Source organism: Hymenobacter ruricola, assembly GCF_015694525.1.
Taxonomy (GTDB): Bacteria; Bacteroidota; Bacteroidia; order Cytophagales; family Hymenobacteraceae; genus Hymenobacter; species Hymenobacter ruricola.
Map to the genome: position 1 here is coordinate 46,401 of NZ_JADQDM010000019.1, position 21,799 is coordinate 68,199.

At 64.1% G+C, this 21,799-nt stretch carries 8 protein-coding genes; 4 read left to right on the forward strand and 4 right to left on the reverse strand.

What is annotated here, in order from left to right; all coding sequences use genetic code 11:
• The first annotated feature begins 149 nt into the window (after window positions 1-149).
• A complete protein-coding gene (locus I2H31_RS22285; RefSeq protein WP_196295267.1) occupies window positions 150-2,459 on the forward strand; it encodes a patatin-like phospholipase family protein in 2,310 nt (769 codons plus the stop codon).
• Window positions 2,460-2,466: 7 nt separating this feature from the next.
• Here the strand turns inward: I2H31_RS22285 and I2H31_RS22290 are convergent, their stop codons facing one another.
• Window positions 2,467-3,186 carry an alpha/beta fold hydrolase gene (locus I2H31_RS22290; RefSeq protein ID WP_196295268.1) on the reverse strand — a complete coding sequence of 240 codons (720 nt, stop codon included), beginning with the start codon at window positions 3,184-3,186 and terminating at the stop codon, window positions 2,467-2,469.
• A 357-nt stretch (window positions 3,187-3,543) separates the two neighbouring features.
• On the opposite strand from I2H31_RS22290, the gene I2H31_RS22295 reads away from it, so the two are divergent.
• Window positions 3,544-4,098, forward strand: coding sequence for an RNA polymerase sigma factor (locus I2H31_RS22295; protein WP_196295269.1), 555 nt, complete (start codon window positions 3,544-3,546; stop codon window positions 4,096-4,098).
• Between the two features lie 6 nt (window positions 4,099-4,104).
• Here the strand turns inward: I2H31_RS22295 and I2H31_RS22300 are convergent, their stop codons facing one another.
• Both I2H31_RS22300 and I2H31_RS22305 read right to left on the reverse strand, forming a co-directional pair.
• Window positions 4,105-5,025 carry an NAD(P)/FAD-dependent oxidoreductase gene (locus tag I2H31_RS22300; RefSeq protein ID WP_196295270.1) on the reverse strand — a complete coding sequence of 307 codons (921 nt, stop codon included), beginning with the start codon at window positions 5,023-5,025 and terminating at the stop codon, window positions 4,105-4,107.
• 150 nt (window positions 5,026-5,175) lie between these two features.
• Window positions 5,176-12,423, reverse strand: coding sequence for a T9SS type A sorting domain-containing protein (locus tag I2H31_RS22305; protein WP_394368980.1), 7,248 nt, complete (start codon window positions 12,421-12,423; stop codon window positions 5,176-5,178).
• Between I2H31_RS22305 and I2H31_RS25865 the strand changes: the two genes are divergently transcribed.
• Window positions 12,304-12,723, forward strand: a complete 420-nt coding sequence (locus I2H31_RS25865) for a hypothetical protein (RefSeq protein ID WP_394368981.1) — start codon at window positions 12,304-12,306, stop codon at window positions 12,721-12,723. The two genes, I2H31_RS22305 and I2H31_RS25865, sit on opposite strands and share 120 nt — an antisense overlap.
• A 671-nt stretch (window positions 12,724-13,394) precedes the next feature.
• Here the strand turns inward: I2H31_RS25865 and I2H31_RS22310 are convergent.
• On the reverse strand, window positions 13,395-16,205 hold the full coding sequence (locus tag I2H31_RS22310) for a 4-alpha-glucanotransferase (protein WP_196295272.1): 2,811 nt from the start codon (window positions 16,203-16,205) through the stop codon (window positions 13,395-13,397).
• A gap of 318 nt (window positions 16,206-16,523) precedes the next feature.
• On the opposite strand from I2H31_RS22310, the gene I2H31_RS22315 reads away from it, so the two are divergent.
• Window positions 16,524-21,791, forward strand: coding sequence for a translocation/assembly module TamB domain-containing protein (locus I2H31_RS22315; protein WP_196295273.1), 5,268 nt, complete (start codon window positions 16,524-16,526; stop codon window positions 21,789-21,791).
• Window positions 21,792-21,799 lie beyond the last annotated feature (8 nt).

A 21,799-nucleotide genomic window follows, 5' to 3' on the forward strand; every position in this document is an offset into this window, starting at 1 on the left:
GATTTTCGTTTTCGCCAGTTGGCGGCCCGGCTTGGGGTGGCGGCACTTGGCCCACGGTTCTTACAATAACCTCGCACCCCGGCCCGGCGTACCAGCGGCACTAGCGTTGGGCTCCCGCCCCGCGCTTTCGCCTGTCTTTTCTGCTGTTTATGAATCACTTCTTCTCTAGAATGCTGCCGGTGCTGGCGCTGGCGGCTTTTTCCACGTTTGCGGCCCGGGCCCAGAAGGTGGGGCTGGTGCTCAGCGGCGGCGGCGCCAAGGGCCTGGCGCACATCGGCGTGCTCAAGCAGCTGGAAAAAAACCACATTCCCATCGACTACATCGTGGGCACGAGCATGGGCGCGGTGGTGGGCGGCATGTACGCGGCCGGCTACTCGCCCGAGGAGATTGAGCAAATTGTGCTCAGCCCCGAGTTTCAGCGCTGGACTTCGGGCAAGCCGCTGGAAAGCAAAACGTTCAACTTTCTCACCGCCGAGCCTTCGCCCTCGGCCCTGCGGCTGGGCATTGCCATCGACTCGACGTTTAAGGCGCGGGTGAGCACCAACCTGGTGAACGACCTGAACCTGAACCTGGCCCTGGCCCGCCTGCTGGCCCCGGCCTCGGCCAGTAGCGGCTACGATTTCGACAAGCTGTTCGTGCCCTTCCGCTGCATGGCCTCGGAGGTGTTTACGCGGCAGGTAGTGGAGCAGAAAAAGGGCTCGCTCTCGGACGCCATCCGCAACTCGATGTCGTTTCCGCTGGCGTTTCGGCCCATCCGCAACCTCGACGGCAAGTACTACTACGACGGCGCGGTGTACGACAACTTCCCCACCAATCCGATGAAAAAAATCTTCGCCCCGGACGTCATCATCGGGGTGAACGTGGGCGACGTGGCCTTCAAGAAATACCCCAAAAACGACGACCAGCTGCTGGCCAGCACCGTGGCTTTCCTGGGCACGAGCGTGGCCGACACGGGCAGCGTGGGCCCCAACGGCATCTACATTCAGCCCGACCTCGACGGCCTGGGCATCGGCGACTTTGAACGCGTGAAGGATTTCATTGCCGAAGGCGACACGGCCGCCCTGCGCGCCATGGACAAAATCAAGCTGCGCATTGGCCGCCGCGTCGATTCCACGGCGCTGCAAAAGCGCCGGCTGGCCTTCCAGGCCCTGGCCCCGAAGCCCCGCTTCATCGACGTGCAGGTGCGCGGCCTGCGCCCCGACCAGAACGAGTACGCGGCGCGCTTTTTTCGGAAAACCGGCCGCGAGTATTCGCTCGATGACATCGAGGAAGGCTACTACCGACTGGCGTCGGACGACTATTTCAAGAACATCTACCCGCGCATTCGCTACGACGCGGCGCGCCAGGGCTACGTGTTCAGCGTGGACGCCCAGCGCAACAACAACGTGAGTACCGAAGTGGGCTTCGTGCTGTCGAACCGCCCCATCGACAACCTGTTTTTTGGCGTGGAGTTCCGCTACCTGCGCAAGCTGCTCTACACCGCCTCGGCCGATGTGAGCCTGGGCCGCTTCTACAACGGCGCGCACGGCTCGTTCCGCATCAACATCCCGGCCAAGTACGCCTACTTCTTCGAGCCCGAGGTGACCTACAACCAGTGGGACTACCAGAACACGGGCGGCGTGCTGGGCCGCGACGTCATCAACACCCAGGTGCGGCAGCAGGACACCAAGCTGGGCGGGCAGTTCGGCATCAGCCCCACCTACCGCAGCCGCCTGCTGCTCGACCTGGCCACCTTCGTGACCAAGGACGAATACACCAATTCCAAAGAAATCAACTCGGCCGACGTACTCGACGCCACCGTGTTCAGGGGTGCCACGGCGGCCCTGCGCCTGGCCCGCAACACCCTCAACCGCAAGCAGTACGCCACCACCGGCCACCGCTACGTGTACACGCTGCGCGGCGTGACGGGCGCGGCCACCTACACGCCCGGCTCCACGGCCGAGCAGGAAGCCAGCTCGCAACACCACGAGTGGCTGCAGTTCCGGGCCACGGTGGAGCGGTACTTTGCCCTGAAGAGCGACCGCCACGCCTGGGGCTATTTTGCGGAGCTGATGGCCAGCTCGCAGGGCACGTTTTCCAATTTCCGCTCCTCGCAAACCACGGCGCCCGTGTTTGCCCCGCTGCCCGATTCGCGCACCCTGTTTCTGGATGCCTACCGCTCCTCGCGCTACGCCGCGGTGGGCCTGCGCTACACCCGGCCTTTCTTAAAAAAGCTGGAATGGCGCACCGAGGCCTATGTGCACGTCAACGCCCAGCCCCTGCGGCAGGGCGACCTGCAGGTGGCCACGCGCGAGTCGGGCTTCGACCGTCCGCGCCTCACGGCCAGCACCGGGCTGGTGTTTCAGACGCCCGTGGGGCCGCTGGCCGTGCACGCCCGGTTCTACGACGACCCGGCCGAGCGGTTCGGCATATACGGGCACCTGGGCTTCCTGCTGTTCCGCGGCCGCGCGCTGGAATAAGGCGGCCTCAGTTGTCGCCGTTCAGGGCCGCCGCTACTTCGGCGGCGGCCTCCAGGGGCAGCAGGTGGCCGGCGCCGGGCACCACCGTAAACGGCGTACCCGCCGGCAGCAGCGGCAACGTGAGCCGGCGCTGGGTTTCGGGCGTGATGGCGGTGTCGCCCTCCCCCACCAGCAGGTGGCAGGGCACGGCCAGCCGCGGCATCAGCGCTTCGATGTTTTCGCGGGTGCCGTGTTGCAGCCAGTTCGCCCAGGCCGCGGGCGTGCTCCGCAGGTTATCGGCAATGACGTGGGCCCGCAGCTCGGGCGCGATGGGGCGCCGGGTGATTTTATCAAACGTTTTCGCGGCCTCCTCCGGCTTGCCCTGCGCGGCCAGTGAGGCGGCCCGGTCTTCGTCGGTCATGGGCTCGCCGGCGGGTGGCGAGGGCGACAACAGCACCAGCCGGCGCAGGCCCGCGGGGTGCCGCGCGGCCAAGGCCAGGGCCATTTTGCCGCTCATGCTGTGGCCGATGAGCGTGAACTCGCCCACCTGCTCCTGCGCAATAAACGCAGCTATCCAGTCGGCATACGCCCGCACGGTGTAATCGAAGCCGGCCGCCACTGCCTGCCCGCCAAAGCCGGGCAAATCGGGCGCCAGCAGGCGCACGCCGGCCGGCAGCAGCGTCCGGAGCACATCGTATTCGCGGCCGGAGCTGGCCCAGCAGTGCAGGGCCACGACGGTAGGCGTCATAAGCAGAGGGATTAAGCCATTAACACGGCCGGGCTGCCGCGCTCCGGGGTAAGCTCAACGGCGGCCCAGTTGTTTGCCGGCGCCTGCATTTTCTGCTTCGGGCCGGGCTTGGGTTAAGCCGGCCGAGCCGGAAGCACTATTTCCAGCGGTGGGAAATCCGGCCACGCTCGCCTCGTCGTAAGTGCCACCCAACCTCCTATTCTTATCCCGGCCCGGCTTTGGGCCCGCCTTATTATCAGTTTTTAGCCACTAACTCATCTTTTTTATCTGCGCAAATAATTACTACTCAGTCCTGTATTTTTTCTATTCCTGGCGCCCGCTCCTTCCACATTGGCCGGTGCCAGCTCTCGCCCTTCTATGAAACCAACCCCGGTGCTGCTGACGGCAACGGACGAAGACGCGCTGGTGCAGCGCCTTCTCGCTCGTGACGAACAAGCTCTGCGACTTCTCCATGACCGCTACTCCCGCAACCTGCTCACCGTCATCACGCGTTTGGTACACGACGAAGCCCTGGCCCAGGACGTGCTGCAGGAGGGCCTGCTGAAAGTGTGGCTGAGCATAGCCCGGTACGACCCCGCCCGCGGCCGCCTCTTCACCTGGATGGTGCGGGTGTGCTGCAACCAGGCCATCGACGCGCTGCGCAGCCCGCGCCACCGCTTCCACAGCGGCACCAAGTCGCTGGAAACGGGCGGGGCCCAGCAGGCCTCCGCGCCCGTCTCGTTCAACCCCGAGCACATTGGCCTGCGCGAGCTGGTGCTGCGCCTCAAGCCTCGCCAGAGCGAGGTCATCAACCTGCTGTATTTCGGCGGTTGCACCCAGGCCGAAGCGGCCGAGCAGCTGGGCATTCCGCTGGCCACGGTGAAAACCCGGGCCCGCGCGGCCCTGCAGGTGCTGGCCCAACTGGCCAAGTAAGCAGCCCTAGCGCGGGCATTCCTCCCGGGTCAGGCTTTCGTTGATGAGAATGGCGGCGCGGTTGCCCTCGGCCGCGGCTATCAGGGCCTGCTGGGCGCCGGGCGTGGTGTCGCCGGCGGCGTAGAGGCGATGAATGGACGTTTGCAGGCCCGAATCGACCCACACGGCGCCCTTGCTGGTGAGGCGGGCGCCCAGTTCCTCGGCCAGGGCGCTACGCTGCAGCTGCGGCGCATGCAAAAACAGGGCGGCCCGCTCCAGCCGGCTGCCATCGGCAAACTCTATGCACCGCAAGTCCCGCTCCTCGGTGCCGATGAGCTGGCTGATGCGCTCTTCCTGAATGCGGATTTTGTGGCGGCGCAGGCGGCGCCGGGCATTGGGCGTGAGGTGGCCCGGCCCATTGGTCACCACCACAATGTCGGAGCTCCAGCGGCTCACCAGCAGGGCCAGGCCCGTCACGGTGCGGCCCTGCCCGTACACGGCCAGGGGCTGGCCGCGCACCTCCCAGCCGTGGCAGTACGGGCAGTGCAGCACGCCCCGCCCCCACAGCTCGCGGAAGCCCGGCAGCGGCGGCAGAATGTCGGTGACGCCGGTGGCCAGCAGCACGCGCCGGGCCGTGAGGGCAAAGGGCGCGTCGTCGGCGGTGCCGCGGCCGGTGGCCCGGAAGCCTCCCTCCTGCTTGGTCAGGGTTTCGATGCGCAGGCACTGCACTTCCACGGTTTCGTAGGGGCGCAACTGCTCATGGCCCAGGCGCAGCAGCTCGGCCGGCGCAATGCCGTCGCGGGTGAGGAAGCCGTGCACGCCCGGCGAGCATTCGTTGCGCGGGCGGCCGCCGTCGGCCAGCAGCACCCGGCGCAGGCAGCGGCCCAGGGTGAGGGCCGCGGCCAGCCCGGCGCTGCCCGCGCCAATTATTAACACGTCGTATTGCATCAGAAGGAGAAGTCACGTATCCATTCGGTCTGGTCTAACCTTCGAGCCGGCTCCGGGGTTACGCCGACAGCTATAACAAGCATAAAAAAAGCCCTCCCCGGCGTGGGGAGGGCTTTTTCATTCACCGGCAAGCCGGAAGCTACCTCGTCGTTATTCTTTGATGAGGCGCTTGGTGAGGTTGGTGCCGTTCTGGCCCCGCACCAGCACCACGTAGGTGCCGCTGGCGATGGTGTTCAGGTCGAGGGCGTGGGCCATACCGGCCGTGTGCGCAGCACTCAGCACCACGCGGCCCGTGGCGTCGAGCACGCTCACCTGGTAGGTGCCGGCGGGCAGGGCGGTCAGGTCGAGCTGCGTGCTGCCAGCGGCCGGGTTGGGCGCCAGCGAGATGGCGGGCTCAACGGCGCCTTTGGTGAAGGCCACCGTGCGCACGGGCGAGTAGGTGGCGGTGCCGTCGGCGTCCACCTGCTGCAGGCGGTAGTACACTAGGCCGCTCACCTTGTTGCCGATGCCGGCGTCGGTCAGGGCGTAGCTCGTGGCGGCCGAAGTCGAACCCTGGCCTTTCACCTGCGCGATTTTCACGAAGTCCGTGCCGTTGAGGCTGCGCTCCACGTTGAAGTGGTCGTTGTTTTTCTCCGAAGCCGTGGCCCAGGTCAGGGCGGCATCCAGGTTCTTCACGGCCGTGGCCGTGAACTCCTTCAGCTCAACCGGCAGCGGCACAGCGCCCGTGGTGATGGTCACTGTGTTGGTGTTCGTGCCGCCTTTGGTGTCGATGGTCGTCACCGTAATGGCGGGGAGCGTGATGCCCAGGCGCGGCAGCTTGGTGGGGTCGAGTACCTTAAACTGGCCCGTGGTGGTGACGAATTCGATGCCGTAGGTGCCCAGCAGCGTCACGTCGGAAGCGCTGATGGAGGCCGACATGATGCCGTTGCTCACGGCGCCGGTGCCCGTGGCGGGTGCCTTGCCGGTGTTGGTGTCGTAAATCAGGCCGGCGGTGTTGTACTGCGCGCCGTTGATGTCGATGCCGAAGGCCAGCACGTCACCCACAGCGTACTTGTTGGCGTTGCCGCCCTTCGTAGCCGTGCGGGTGTACACCGAGTTAACGTCCTGGCCCACGGCCAGGGTGTAGGTGGCCACGTTGGACACGCCGCCCTGCGGGTCGGTGCCGGTGTAGGTGAAGGCCACCGAGCCCACGTACGACGCCAGCGGGTCGAACGACAAGCTTTGCATCTGGGTCAGGGTCAGGTTCAGGGTGCTGAAATTGGTGGCGGTGATGGCCGTGAAGGTGCCGCCGTTGTTGTAGTACAGCGTGCCCTGAGTGCCGGCGTTCGGAATGCTCACGAGCTGGAACGAATTGATGACGGCGCTTTCGGCGTCGGTCACCACGAAGGGCGAGATGGGCTGCCGGTCAGCCGTGTTGCCTTCGGGCGCCAGGGAGGTGTTCACCACGTCGTAGGCCACCGGCCTCTGGTTTATTACGCTGGTCGGCACGCTGGCCGTGTTCGAGGCGTTGACGGCGGGCTCCGTGGTGCTCGTTGCCACGTCGGCCCGCACCGTGAAGTTCGCCGAGGGGGCCGTGAAGCTCACCACCACCGTTTCCGAAACGCCCGAGTTCAGGGTGCTGGCCGTGCGGATGGTCACGGTGCCGCTGCCGCTGATGGCCGCGCCGCCGTTGATGCTGTACGAAGTCACGCCCGCGGGCAGGGTCAGGGTCTGGGTGGTACCGCCGGCGGCCGAGGGGCCGTTGTTGGTGGTCACCACGGCGTACGACACCTGCGCGCCGGCCATGGCCGAAGCCGGGCCGCTGATGGCCGTAGTTACGTCGGCCCGGTTGGCGGGGGTCACGGCTACAGTTTTTGTGTTGTTGGTGGGGTCGGTATCCGGGTTGTTCAAGGCCGTCGTGGCCGTGGCCGTGAAGGCGGTGCCCGGCAGCGTCACGTCAATGGTGTTGGTGATGACGCCGCTGGTGGCCAGGCTGGGGGTGGCCGGGATGGTCACCACGCCGGTGAGGTTGTTGTAGCTGCCATTGCCGCTGACCACCACGCTGCCACCGTTGTTGAGCAGACCCGAGGGCAAGGACACGGTTTGCATCACGTTGGTGGCGGCCTGTACGGTGCCGTTGGTCGTCGTCACGGTGAAGCGGCCGGTAGAGCCGGCCACTGGAGTAGCGGGGCCCGTCAGGCCGGTCACCAGGTCCAGGGCGGTCAGGTCCGACGTGAAGAGCGGCGTGATAACCTGGGCGGTGTTGTTGGCCGAGTTTACGTCGGTAGCAGAGGACGTAACGGCCGCCGTTACGCGCAGCAGGGTCACATCGGGGGTGATGAACTGCACCGTAAAGCTGGTGCCCGGTTCGCCGTCGCGGGTCAGGTTAGGGCTCACCGTTGGGGCCGTGAGGGCGCCGGTGCTCCGCGTGTACGTGCTGCCGTTGGTGAACACCACCGTGTTCACGTTATCGTAGATGCCGGCGGCATTGTTTAGCAGCAGCGTAGCCGGCGCCAAGTTGGCAGGCAACACCAGGCTGGTGGCGGTGGTGCCAGTGGTCGAGGGGCCGTTGTTGGCCGTGGTCACGGTGTAGAGCACCGGGTTGCCCACCACGGCCTGGGCCGGGCCGGCAATCGCCACGGTGGCATCCACGGCCAGCGTCACGCCGTTGCCGTTGGGGGCGTTGAACTGCGAGGCGTTGTTGGTCAGGCTCGATTCCGTGGTCGTCGTCGATACCTGAGCCGCGGCCCGCACGGGGCCGGAGCCTTGCACCACGTAGCTTACCGAAGTGAAGGCCGTGCCGTTGCCAACGAGGCTGGTGATGGCGGGCAGCGTCAGCGCGCCGGTGGCGATGGTGTACACCGCGCCCGAAGCGAAGGTCACCGTCGTGGCGCCCACGGTGCCGGTCAGGCCGTTCACCTGCAGGGTGGCGGGGTCGAAGCCGGTCGAGAGGTTCACTACCTGCCGCACGTCCTGGGCCGTGGTGGTGCTGTTGTTCACCGTTTGCACGCCGTAAGTCACGGTCTGGCCAGCCGTTTCGTTGTTCGTAGCAGCCACACCGCCTTGAACACGAGTGTTGAAGATGCTGATGGCCACATCGGTAACAGGCTGAATTTCGGTTTCCACGGTGGCCACGTTATCGGCCGGCACGAGGTCGTACGAGGTCGAAACGACATTGGTACTCACGGCGAACGAAGTGCCCGATTTGGGTGCCTCGAGCACAATGCTGTACGAGGTGGTGGCTGCGATGCTTTGCGAAGGGATATTGGGCAGCAGGAGCACGCCCGTCGTTTGCGAGTACGTAGCGCCGCTGGGATAGGTAATGGTGGTGCCGTTTAGCGTGCCGCCGTTGCCGTCCAGTGTCATGGTGAGCGTCGTCTGCCCAGTAGGCAGCATCACTTGCGACTGCACGTTGGCCGCGGCAAGGGGGCCGCGGTTGCCCTGCGTCACGGTATAGGTCGCCGGGCCGCCTGCCGCTACCTGGCTTGGGCCCGTTACGGTGGTGTACAGGTTGGTGCCCGTACCACTGGGGGTGCCAATGCCAACCGACGTGGCAGAGGCCGCCCCGTTCAGGTAAGCCGTGTTGTTTCCGGGGTTGGTATCCGTGGCCGAAGTCAACGTAACCAACGCGGAGGGTGAGAAACCAACGTCGGGCGCTGAAAAGCTGATGGAGTTGGTTACTACTTGCCCGATGGTCAGGGGCACGGCAGGAAAGGTTACCCGGCCGTTACTGCTGTTGTAGGTGCCGCCATTCGTGGCAAACACTCCCGACAGGTTTGTGGGCAGTTGCACCGTTTGCACGGCCGCGCCCGCCGGCGATATGCCGTTGTTGCGCGTGGTTACGATAAACGTGGCCAGGTTTTTATAAGATACGACGGTCTGCCCCGTGAGGCTCGTGGTCAGGTCCGATTGCGGCGTCACCGCGAGGCTGAGCGACGACACGTTGTTGGCCGTAGCGCCGTTTTCATCGCTCGTGGTGGCAATGCGCGACACGGCCGTGAAGTTGGCGTACGAAGCGGGCAGGTTGGCAATGGTCACCGTCACGTCCTGGGCCGTGGAGCCCGAAGCCAACGTGGCCACCGGCGTGGTGTAGGCAATCAGGCCGGTCACGTTGTTGTAGGTGGCGCCGGCGGTGGAAGTTACCGTGGCACCGGCAGTGGTCAGGCCGGCCGGCAGCTGCACGAAGCGCGTCACGCCGGTGGCGTCGTTCGGGCCGAGGTTGCGGAAAGTTGCCGTCAGGTTCAGGGTGCCGCCCGCGTTGGGGGCCGCGCCGCTGATGGTGGTAGCCACGTTGGCCACCGCCGTCACGGGGATGGTGTAGGTAGCGGTGTTTGAAGACACGCCGTTGAGGTCGAAAGCCAGGTAGTTGAAGGTGGCATTGCCCGTGAAGCCCGATGTGGGCTGGAACGTGAGCAGGTTCAGCTGATTGGCATTGATGTTGAGGCCAGTAGCCGGCACGGTCGTACCATTAAAGACGAGCGTGCCGCCCGTAGCCGGCGCATACACCTGATACAAAATAATATCGTTGCCAGCGCCGTCGGCCGTGGCCGAGAGGTTGGGGCTGAGCACCGTCGCCGGGCTGTTGGTGGGCAGGGCGTCGTTGGTCACGTTGTTGGCTACGGGAGCCAAGTTTACCTTCACATTGCCCGAAAACTCCGAAGTAGCGTTGCTCAGCGTCGCCGTGCTGGTGAGCACAGTGCCAGCCGACAGCGTGCCGCCGGGCAGCGACGACAGCGGAATGCTGATGATGAAGCCACTGGCAGAATTGTCTGAGCCTTGGTTCAGGCCGTTAATCAAGCCCGAATAGCTCAGCCCGGAACGGGTATCGATATCGGCCACGCCTTCCGTGACCGTGGTCAAATACGTCTGGCCTTCGCCGAAGCCCGTGGGGTCAACCGCGGCCTTGTAGAGCTCAATCGACGAACTGCCGCGGGCGTAGCCGGCCACAATCAGGTTGGTGCCCGAAATGGTGGCCGACGTAATCACCGGGAAGTTGAGCAGGCCATTGGCGCCGGTGTCGGCGTCGCCGTTGTCGTTCAGGGTCACGCCGTCGCCGCTGGTGGTGGTGCCGTTGGTCAGGTCGATGGCCAGGCCGTTGTTGCCGCCGAAGATGTTTTGCGAGAACGTGTTGGTGCTGGTGCCGCTTTGGGCCACGATGCCGCCGCCGTTGGCGCGGGTCGAGTTGCGGATGACGTTGCTGGAGATGGTCGTGCCGCTGGCCCCGTTGAGGAGCGTCACGTTCACGCCGTTGTTGTAGATGGTGTTGCTGGCAATGGTCAGGCCGGTGGCCGTGCCGTTCACCAGCACGCCGCTGCTGGCGGCCTGCGAGCCCGTGATGGTCAGGTTGCGCAGCGCCTCGTTGGCCCCCGAGAAGGCCAGGCCCGTGAAACCGTTCAGGTTCAGCACAATTTCCGGACCCGTCGATTCCGAGCCGGCCGTGGTCACCACGGGGGTGTTGTTGCCGGTCGAGTTCGCCTGGGTATTGCCGTCAATCACGGTGAGCGGGCCGGTGATGGCCGGCAAGGCCGAAGCCAAAGTGATGGTGGAGGTGGTGCCCGCAAAATCGGTGGGCAGGCCCGCCGCCTGGCCGGCCACCGCCGAGCCGTTGGGTAGCATGAAGACGGCGTTTTCGCGGCCAGTCGGCAGGGCCGTCGTCGCGCCGCCGGTGGCGGTGTACTTCTGCGTGATGCCGGCTTCGTCGCCCAGCGCGTTGCTGTTGGTGATGAACTGGCGCAGCGAGCCCTGACCCGAGTCGTTGTTGTTGACAATGACGTCGAAGCTGAAGCCAAAGTCAACCCCGAGCAGCGGGCCACTGGCCGGCGTGGTCACGGTCACGATGGATTGAATTTCGTTGACTGCGCTGGCGTTGGAGTTCGGCAGGTTAGTCGTTCGGCTGCCGTAATCGGTTTCGCCGGGAGCGGCCCCGCCCACGCGGTTGGTAAATTCGGTGACGCCGTCCGACACGAAGGTTTGCACCGGGTACAGGCCGGCAATGCCGCCGGTCCGGCCGCTCACCACCGTGTTGTTCACCACGCGCACTTTGTACTGCGTGTTCGAGGTGATGGTGCCGGCGGGCAGGCCATTCTGGCCGTTCACAAAGCTGTAGGTACCCGCCGCGTTGGCGTTGGTAGCATAAATGTATTGGTTATTCTGAGCGTTGTAGAGCTCCACGCGGGCTACCACGCCCTGGCCGGTCGAGTTCAGCTGCGAGCGGCCCAGGCCCCCGCCGTAGTCGATGTCTTCAAAGACGTTGCCGATAATGCCTGGCGTGAAGGCAATGGGCGTGGGCGAAGGAGCGTCCTCGTTCGGCGTTTCGGGCAGGGCGCTGCCGTCGGTCGACTTGTCTTCGGCCAGCAGGTTGCCGGGCGGGATGATGGTGCCGTTGGGCAGCAGGATGTGGCCCTGGTCAGCAGCCGTGCCGCTGATGGACGACGCGTAGGCCGTGTTGTAGTTGACAGTGGTGGGCGCCGCCGGGAAGGTCACCCGCACGGTGAAGCTGATGAGGGCGCTCTGGCCCGCCGTCAACGACCGGCCACCCGTCAACAAGTCCGCGTTGGTGGTCTGGCCCGTGAAGTTGGCATTGAACGCCAGCGTGGGCGCCACGGTGCTGCCCGTGGCGGGGTAGTTGGTCACGGTGGAACCGGGCCGCAACACCACGCTGGTAGCATTAGGAAAGGCTGTGCTCGCGGCGGCGGCAGCGGTGCCGCTGCGCAAGAAGTCCGTCACCTGCACGTTGGTGGCGGTGGAAGTAGCGGTGTTCTTCACCCGCACGTTAAACTTTATGTCGTACTGAGTCGCGGATTGCCGCACAATGCTCACTAGTTCCTTCACCACGTCGATGCGCTGGCTGGGGTTAATGCAGCTGGCGCCGTCGCTCACCGAGGCCGGGTCGATGTTGCTGATGAGGTTGTAGGTACCCGTGGCCAGGTCCACCTCATAGAAAGAGCCGGAGTTGGCATTATTCACGTTGCCGTTGGTGTACACAAATAAGTTGCCGGCCACGTCGAAGGAGGCCGTGCCCACCGGGTCGTTGTTCGTCGAAACGTTGCTGATGGTGGTCACCAGGGCCCGGTTGGCCACACTCGTCGGGTCAATGCTCCACAGCGTGCCGTCGGTGAACACGCCGTACAGCTTGTTGTCCACCGGGTTCAGGGCCAGGTCGTAGAACGTGAGGTCGGCGTTGGCCGTGTTGGCGGCGTTGCGCATGCGCAGGGCCGTAGCGGCGCGGGCGGCGGCGCCGGCCGCGTTCAGGTTGAAGCGATAAATGTTGTAATCGTCGGTGCCGTTAGCGGCCGAGTTCTGGCTGCTAACGTAGTAGTTGCCGTTGCGGTCGATGACCCCGGACGCCACCTGGATGTTGTTGACCAGGCCCGTCACCGTGCCCAGGTTGACAATGCCGCCCTGACCAATCTGGTACATGCTGACCGAGGTGGGAGGCGTATTGTTCGTGCCGTTGGTGGTGAGGGCGTACATGTACCCGTTCTGGGGGTTATACGCCAAGCCGTTGAGCAGAACGCCCAAATCGTTGGACGTGCCACCGGCCATGATGTTCACCGCCACCGTGTTGTAGGTGGCCGTAGAACGGTCGACCCGGAACAAGCGCGAAGTGGTGCCCACCTGTCGGATTTGAAAGAAAACCCCGTCGCAGGAAAAGGCCGCCCCCTGCGCCCGCGCCTCATCTGGCAAAAAAGCCAGCAGCGCAAGCAACCAGACGCTTAGAATGGATAATGTTCGTTTCATAAAAACGGAAAATGGGTAAAAAATGTAAGGTTTTGAAAGTAAAAAATCAGCGTAAGCAAACTCGACGGACTGCCTTATAAGGGCTCCATCTGCAATGCGGTAACAAACTTATCAGTAGCCCTTAGTTCATCACTTCGTGATTCGACCAACACGGCTGATAAACCGGCGAATGCAACCTTTTCAGCCGGATAAGCAAGCGGTTCAGGTTAAAATCTTTCACCCGATTCAATAAGACATTGAATAAATCCAATTATAATTAAATCTCATATTATCCACACCTGTGCCAAATTATGTTGCAAAGAAAGTAGGTCTTTCTCCTTGTTTCCACATATGAGGCGTGATTCTAAATTTGAGAACCTGAATTTTTTTCGTAAATGCCGCCCAACACTATGAAAAAGGCAGGTAACAGGCACAACTTTTTTCTATCGAGCCACGTAGATGCTCAAGCTCTTACGCTTTTTCTAATTGCTCGGATTGTGCCGCTCGTATTTTCATTTGCAGATATATGCAGAGCAAGTTCCCTTAAACAAGTCCAAATTCTGGAAACAACCACTGTTGAGGTATGAAATGCGAAAAAGGCCCCCCCGCCGGACAATCGTCCGGCGGGGGGGCCTTTTTCATGTGCTTGCGAATTGCTAGGCCGCCGGTGCTTAGGCCCGGCCGCTCGTACCCACCAGGGCGCGCAACGGCTCGTTGAAGCCGACGGCCTCCACCAGCTCTTCCAGCGGCAGGTGCAGGCGGTACTTCCAGAAGTGGGTGGGGTTGCCGGGCACGTTGATTTGCTCTTCGTGCGGGTTGGGGCGGCGCAGGTGGCCATCCATGGCCAGCAGGTCCTGCAGCGGGAAGATGGCCCACATGGCCGGCGAGTGCAGGTGCTGCACCAGGATTTCGCGCGCCACCCAGGGCTCGCAGTAGAACGGGGCCACCTCGCGCCAGTGGCCCAGCAGGGTTTCAAAGAAGCGCTGGGTGCGCACCCGGTCTTCTTCCCACCAGCCGCGCACGGTGCTCATGTCGTGGCTGCTGGTTGTCACCACACTCAGGTAGGGCGCCGCGTCGGGGTGGCCAAACTCGGTGGCCGGGTCGGCGGGCATGCGCTGGATGTTGAGGCCCAGGATGCCGAGCTCCTTCATCACGCCGGGCACCGAGGCGGGCACCATGCCCAGGTCTTCGCCGCAAATGAGCATGTCGGTGGCGTAGCGCACGGGCGGCAGCTTCACGAGGCCCTGCTGGCGCCAGAATTCCTCGTGACGGCGGAAGAAAAAGTCGAGGTAGATGTCGTCGTAAAGGCGGCGGCGGTCCTCGTCGCTTTCCAGCTCGCGGAAAGAATAGCTCTTGTTGAGCGTAATGCGCGGATGGTAGAAGTCGTCGCCGGCCGGCACAAACAACACCTCGTTCACGAGCTTGAACAGGCCGGTTTGCAGCCACTGGAAATACTCGGCGTGCTCGGGGTAGTCAGCTATTTTTTGGGCGATGTAAGCCTCAATCTTGCGCTGATTGTCGACTTCCTCCTTGAGGTGAATGCGGCCGTAGCTGGCGTCGTACATGTACTCGTCGAACACCTGCTGGGCTTCGCCCTGAAAGATGTCCTGCAGCATGTGCCAGCGGATGTAGGGCTCGCACAGCCGCGAGTAATCGAACCAGCCCAGGCGGCGCTCAATTTCGTGGCGGTGCAGGGGCAGCGCGGGCGCAAAATGGCCCAGCAATCCTTCCACCGACTCGATGGGCATCTCCCAGATGCGGAAAAAGCCCAGGATGTGGTCGATGCGCAACGCGTCGAAGTACCGGGCGAGGTGGCCCATGCGCTGCTTCCACCACTGGTAGTCGTCCTGGGCCATGCGCTCCCAGTTGTAGGTGGGGAAGCGCCAGTTCTGGCCGGTGGTGGAGAAATCGTCGGGCGGGGCGCCGGCCTGCCGGTCCAGGTGGTAGAGTTCGGGCTGGGTCCAGGCGTCGACGGAGTGCCGGTAGATGCCGATGGGCAGGTCGCCCTTTAGCACCACGCCGCGGGAGCGGGCGTAGTCGACGGCAGCCAATAGCTGCTGGTCGAGGTGGTACTGCACGAAGAAAAACAGGCCGTAGTCGTCATAGTCGGGCGCGGTTTCGGCGGTGAGGGCGTCCAGGTTTTGCGGGCTGCGGAATTCCTCGGGCCAGCGTTGGAAGTCGGCGGTGCCAAACCGGTCGCGCAGGGCCGAAAAGGCGGCGTAGGGTACCAGCCACTCGGCCTGGCTGGCGTAGAAGGCGCGGTAGCCGGGGTCGGCGAGGAAGGCTTGCTTCTCCTGTTGATAGAGCAGCTTGAGAAACTTCCACTTGGCGTTCATCACCGGCTCGTAGTCCACAAAGTCTTTGGCGTTGAATTCCTGCTTCAGCCGCGCCAACTCCTTGGCGGCTTTCTTGTCCTTGAGCGCAGCAATGCCTTCGAGATGGATGAACTGCGGGTGCAGCGCAAACACCGAAATGGCGGCGTACGGGTACGAGTCGACCCAGGTGTGGGTGGCCGTGGTGTCGTTGATGGGCAGAATCTGAATCAGTTTCAGCCCCGTTTGCACGGCCCAATCGGTGAGCAGTTGCAAGTCGGTGAACTCCCCTACCCCGAGGCCACTTCCCGAACGCATGGCAAACACGGGCAGCGCCACGCCGGCCCCGCGCCAGGCGTCGGGGTAGTGGTAGCCTTCGTCGTTGAAGACGCGGGCGGCGGCGCCGTCCCCGGTGGCGGGCACCACGCGGTTTTCGCCACCTTCCATGTCGAGGGCGTAGCCGGCGGCCGGGTCCCACATGGCGTATTTATAGTGGCAGTCCTCGCCAGGGTTTTGCAGCCGGACGCGGCCGCTCCAGGTGGGGTAGTCGGCGTCCGACAGCACGAGGCCTTTGGTGTTGTCCCAGGCCCCCAGCGCGGGGTCGGAGCCGAGGATGCACAGGCCCAGGTGCGGCGCCACGCGGGGCGCCGCCAAGTGAAACACGGTTTCGCCGGCGGCGGGAACTGGATTGGTGCCTGGCGCCTGGGGCTTGGTGCCTGGTTCGACAGCGGCGGCCGCCTTAGAGCCTTTGGCGGCTTTTTTAGCTTTCGGCGCCGGAGCTTGTACTGGTGCAGCCGGCTGGCCGGGGCGGCGGAACAGGGCCTTGGTGAAGGCGGCGGTCAGCAGCTGGTTCTCGGGCTGGGCGGGCGGGCGCCAGTAGTCGGCCAGGCGCAGGCTTGGGGTGCGGGCGGGGTCGTAGGTGAGAATGCGGTTGGGGCCGTGCTCCCAGTGCTGAGCGTCGGTATTGGCATCGAGCAGCACATACTTATACGTAATAGTACCAGCCGTATCGGGCAGTTCCAGGTCGAGGCTCCAGCAGGTGGTGGCTTCGTCGTAGTGCATGGGCACGGCTCCGGCCAGTTGCCAGCTGCCCAGCTCGGGAAGAGAGCCGCAAACGGCCAGCCGCTGGCCAAACACGGTGCGGTAGGGAAGCGAAAAACGTAGCGTCATGTCAGAACTTGGGGGATTTGGGGTCGAAAGATAAGGCTGCGCTGAATGAAGAAGCAGGAAGGAGGAAGGAGGAAAGGAGGCGCCAAAGCCGTTGGGCCGACCAAAGTCAACGCATCTCGGCTGCTTTTGCGCAATCGATTGAATTCCGCTGCCTGCGCGCCGCTGCAACCTACCTGAGAAGGCGAGCTTTGACGCCCCCTTTTCTCCCTCCTCATTCCCTTTCCTCCTTCCGCCCAACGCGGTTTTCCAACCCCGGCGCGCGGTTTTGCGTTTGGAAGAGCTGCCTTGCTTTGGGGTTGTTGCTAATTTCTTCCTGCTTTGTCCACTTTTCTGCGTCGTACCCTTTACGGATTGTTGGGCTTAATTGCCTTGGTGCTGCTGCTGGTGATTGCAGTGGTGGTGTTTTTGCAATTCGATGCCGGACAGGACTTTGTAGCCAAGAGGGCCGAGAGCTACCTGCGGGGCAAGCTTAACACGGAAGTGCGCATCGGCAAGTTTCGGACGGACTTCCGCCACGCCATTAACCTCGACGGGGTGTACCTGGCCGACCAGCAGCGCGACACGCTGCTTTCGGTGGGCCACCTCGGCGTCGACCTCGACATTTGGGCCCTGCTGCACAGCCAGGTCAATGTTTCGAACGTGGAACTGAACGACGGCCGCGTGCGCCTCACCCGCACCGAGCCCGACTCGGTGAACAATTACGACTTCATCATTGCGGCCTTCACCGACCCCACCGCGCCGGAAGACACCACGGCTTCGGGCCTGAAGTACGACATTGGCAAAGCCCGGCTCTCCAACATCTACTTCACCCAACTCGACCAGGTCACCGGCTCCGACATCCGGGCGCGCATCGGCGAGTTCACGGCCAACATGGACGAGGTGGATGTGGACAACTCCATCTATAAGGTGGATAACGCGGCTTTGCACCGCGCCGCCATCAGCATCACGCAAACCAAAACGGCGCCGGAGGTGGACAACCCCGCCCCCACCGAGCCGCTCACGCTGCAGTTTGGCCTGAACCACGCCACGCTCGACAGCGTGCGCTTTGTGTACAAAAACGACCCAGCCGCGCAGTACATCAGCACCAGCATCGGCCTGGCCGACGTCACGGCCAAGGAAATTGACCTGCAGCGGCAGCGCGTGAACCTGGGCAAGCTCACCCTGAAAAACACCACCTTCGCCTACGCCCAAAACGAGCAGGTGCCCGTGGAAGAGCGCGTGGTGAACCCCGCCGAAGCCGTGCGCAAGCTCGACGAAGCCACCGACAAAGCCAAAGCCGCCACCGGTCAGGCAGCGGCTTCACCCGGCTGGCGCGTGAACCTGGACCAGTCCGACATCAGCGGGCTGGCCGTGAATTTCGACAACTTCAACCAACCCCGGCAGCGCACCAAGGTGCCGGCCATGGACTACAACCACCTGCACTTCACTGACCTGGTGCTGAACACGCGCGACCTGCGCTACTCCGAAAACCGCACCACCGGCCGCGTCGACAACCTGGCTGGCAAAGAGCAAAGCGGCTTCCGCATCGACAAGTGGCAGGCCAACGTGGTGTACGACTCGGTGCAAATCCGCCTCGACAGCCTCGATTTGGTGACGCCGCACACCCGCATCCGGCGCACGCTGGCCATCGGCTACGAAAGCCTGGCTGCGCTAAGCGACACCAAGAAACTGCCGAACCTGAAGATTGAGGGCGACCTGCGCGACGTGCGCCTGGGCTTCCGCGACATTCTGTACCTGGCGCCGGATTTGGCCGGCACGCCGCCGTTCAACACCGGCCCCAACCAGTCGGTGCTGCTGAACGGGCAGATTGCGGGGCGCGTGGGCGATTTCACGGTGCGCAACCTGGAGTTTGTGGGCCTGCGCAATACCGTGCTGAAAGCCCGGCGCGGCCGCATTCAGGGCCTGCCCAACACCGACGCGCGGCTGTACGCCGACCTCGACATTCAGGATTTCCACACCACCGAAGCCGACATTCGCAGCCTGGCGCCGAAGGGCAGCATCCCAAACACCATTAGCATTCCGCCCGCGCTGGCGCTGAGCGGCACTTTCCGCGGCCGGCCCACCACGCTGGCGTTTGATACCAACCTAAAACTGCGCAGCACTTACGGCAACCTGGCTTTCAGCGGCAAGCTGGGCGCACCGCAGGCCAACGGCCGGCAGCCGGTGGTGGGTACCTTCGCGGTGGGCGGGTTTGATTTTGGGCGGCTGCTGAAAAACCCGCAAATCGGGCGCGTCACGGCCACGGGCCGCATCAACGCCACCGGCAATTTGCAAGACCCGGCCACGCTGGTGGGCCGCGTGCAAAGCACCGTGCAAAGCGCCCGCTACAACGGCTACACTTACCACGGCGTGGTGGCCACCGTGGACCTGGACCGCAACCGCTACGTCATCAGCGCCAACAGCAAAAACGACCCCAACCTGAACCTGGACCTGAACGCGGTGGTGAACCTGCGCGACCCGCGCAACCCCACCTACGAGCTGACCGGCCTGAACCTGCGCGGCGCCAACCTCACGGCCCTGGGCTTTTACACCGGCGGCGACCTGCGCGTGCAGGGCAACCTGAAAGCCAACATCACCGGCTCCAGTTTGAACACGCTCAACGGCACTTTCAGCGGCACCAACGTGGTGCTGGTGAAGGACAAACAGCCCTTCGCCTTCGACACCCTGCAAGCCAGAATTACCCAGACCGCCACCCGCGCGGCCGTCGATTTTAACTCCAACATCGTGGCGGCGAAGCTGGACGGCAACGTGCACCTCGGCGACCTCGCGCCTGAGATTCAGCAGCACCTCGACCGCTATTTCGACCTGCCCGGCGTGCGCTACGTGGCCAGTTCGGCCGACCGGCACTTCACGTACTCGCTGCAGCTGAAAGACGCCAAGCTGGCCACCAAGCTGGTAAAGGGCCTGAAGCGGATTTCGCCGTTCACCCTGGCCGGCGACTACTCGCGGCAGGCGGCCCGCCTCACGGCCAACACCAGCATTCCGGTCATCGTCTACAACAATTTTCGGCTTGATTCGCTGCGCCTGAACGTAGATTCCGACCCCGCCAAGCTGGACTATGGCCTGCGTCTGGCCCAGGCCGCCCAGGATACCACCCTGAAATTGCGCCGCCCCAGCATCGTGGGCAACGTGGCCAACAACAAGCTGTTCAGCCGCGTGGCCATTCTGGGCGACTCGGCCAACCGGGAGCGGCTGGCCATCACGGGCACCTTGCAGGCGCTGGCGCAGGGCGGCGGCCGCAACAGCGGCGTGGTGTACGAGTTTCAGGCCGCGCCCGAGCAGGTGATTAACTACGAAAACTGGACGGCGGGCGCCAACAACTTCGTGCGCTACTACCCCACCGGCGCCGTGGTGGCCAATGGCCTCAACCTGACCAACGGCCGCAGCACGCTGGCCCTGCAAAGCCAGAACCCGCAGGTGCCCACCTCGCCGCTGGGCGTCACGTTCACCAATTTTGAGCTGGCCGAGTTGGCCAAGATTGTGCAGCAGCAGGATTCGCTGGTGGCCGGGCAGCTCAACGGGACGGCCCGAATTGACAATCTGGGCCAGAAAAACCAGGCCTTCACGGCCGATGCCACGGTGCGCAACCTGGTGTTTCAGAAAGCCCAGATTGGCGACATTGCGCTGCGGGCCACCAACCCCAGCGCCGGCCGCTACGACATCGACGCGCGCCTGACGGGCGGCGCGGCGGGCACAGCCGGTGGCGCCGGCAACGACGTGGTGGTGCGCGGCACCTACCTGGCCACCAGCCCCACTCCGCTCAACCTGACCGTGGACGCCAACCGGCTCAACCTGAAGCTCATCGAGCCTTTCTCGGTGGGGCAGGTGCGCCGGGCCAGCGGCTACATCAGCGGGCAGTTGAAGGTGGAGGGCGCGCCCTCGGCGCCGGTAGTACGCGGCACGCTCAACACCTCGGCCGACGCCGGGTTTGTGGTGCCGCAACTGGGCTCGCCCTTCCGCCTGCCTAACCAGGCCCTCACTTTCGACGACCGCGGCATTGCCTTCAACAACTTCACGGTGCTGGATTCGGCCAATAACAAGGCCGTGGCCAATGGTTATTTGCTGACCAAGGACTTTATCAACTACGCCTTCGACCTGCGCGCTACGACCAACAACTTCCTGGCTGTGCGCAGCACCCGCGAAAACAATGAGCTGTTTTACGGCCGGCTGGTGCTCGATTCTGATACCCGCCTGACGGGCCCGGTTTCGCTCATCAAAATCGACACCCGCGTGACGGTGGTGCAGGGCTCGAACCTGACCGTGGAGTCGCCGGCGGCCACGCCCACCACCGTGGAGCGCGAAGGCATTGTGGAGTTCATTGACAAAAGCGCCCCGCTTGATACCATGCTGGCCCGCAAGGTAGGTGTGGACACAACCAAGGTGACGGCCACGGGCTACGACATTACGGCCGTGGTCACCATTACGGACCGCACGCCGTTCACCATCGTCATCGACCCGGCCAGCGGCGACAACCTGCGCGTGCGGGCCGCCGGCACGCTCAACACCAACATCGCGCCCGACGGCACCATCACGCTGAGCGGGCGCCTGGACGTGGCCCGCGGTCAGTACCACATGTCGCTCTACAACCTGGCCCAGCGCGACTTTATCCTGGCCCGCGGCTCGTCCATCACCTGGGACGGCGACCCCTACAATGCCACCCTCAACCTCACGGCCATCTACAAGGTGCAGGCCGCGCCGGCCGAGCTGCTGGCCAGCCAGGGTGAAGACGACCCCACCAGCCAAACCGTGTCGCGCAACCGCCTGCCGTTTAACGTGCTGCTGAAGGTGACCGACCAGCTCAGCAAGCCCACCATTGGCTTCGACATCACGCTGCCCGAAAACCAGCGTGCCGCCCTCAACGGGCAGGTGGAAGCCAAGCTAGCCCAACTGCGCCAGCCCAATCAGACTTCAGAGCTCAGCAAGCAGGTGTTTTCGCTGCTGATTCTGGGCCGGTTTGTGGCCCAAAACCCCTTCCAGACCAGCAGCGGCGAAGGGCTGGTGGCCACCCAGCTGCGCGGCAGCGCCAGCGCCGTGCTCACCGACCAGCTCAGCAACCTGACTGACAAGTACCTCTCCGGCCTGGGGCTGGACCTGGGCGTGACCAACCAAGCCGACTACAGCACCGGCGAAGCCCGCAGCCGCACCGACCTGAACGTGGCCGTGCGCCGCCAGCTGCTTAACAACCGCCTCACCGTGCGCGTGGGCACCGACATTGCCCTGAGCGGCGGCTCGGGCAACGGCACCACGCAGGGCCAGACCTCGCCCAGCAACTTTGCCGGCGACGTGAGCCTGGAGTACCAGGTGCTGGCCGACGGCCGCCTGCGGGTGCGCGTGTTCCGCCAGAACAGCTACGACGACATCGACGGCAGCGGCATTGTACGGACGGGCGCGGCCCTGGTGTTTCAGCGCGACTACCGGGACCTGAAGGAGCTGTTTTCCAAAGTGCCCAAGGACATCAAAGCCGAGCGGAAAGCCAACCGCAAGCAAGAAAAAGAAGCCAAAAAAGCCGAGCAGGATTCGGTGCAAAACCAGCAGTCCACGGCGCGCGTGGACAGCGCCCGCACGCCCCAACCGGCCAAGAAATAGATTATCGT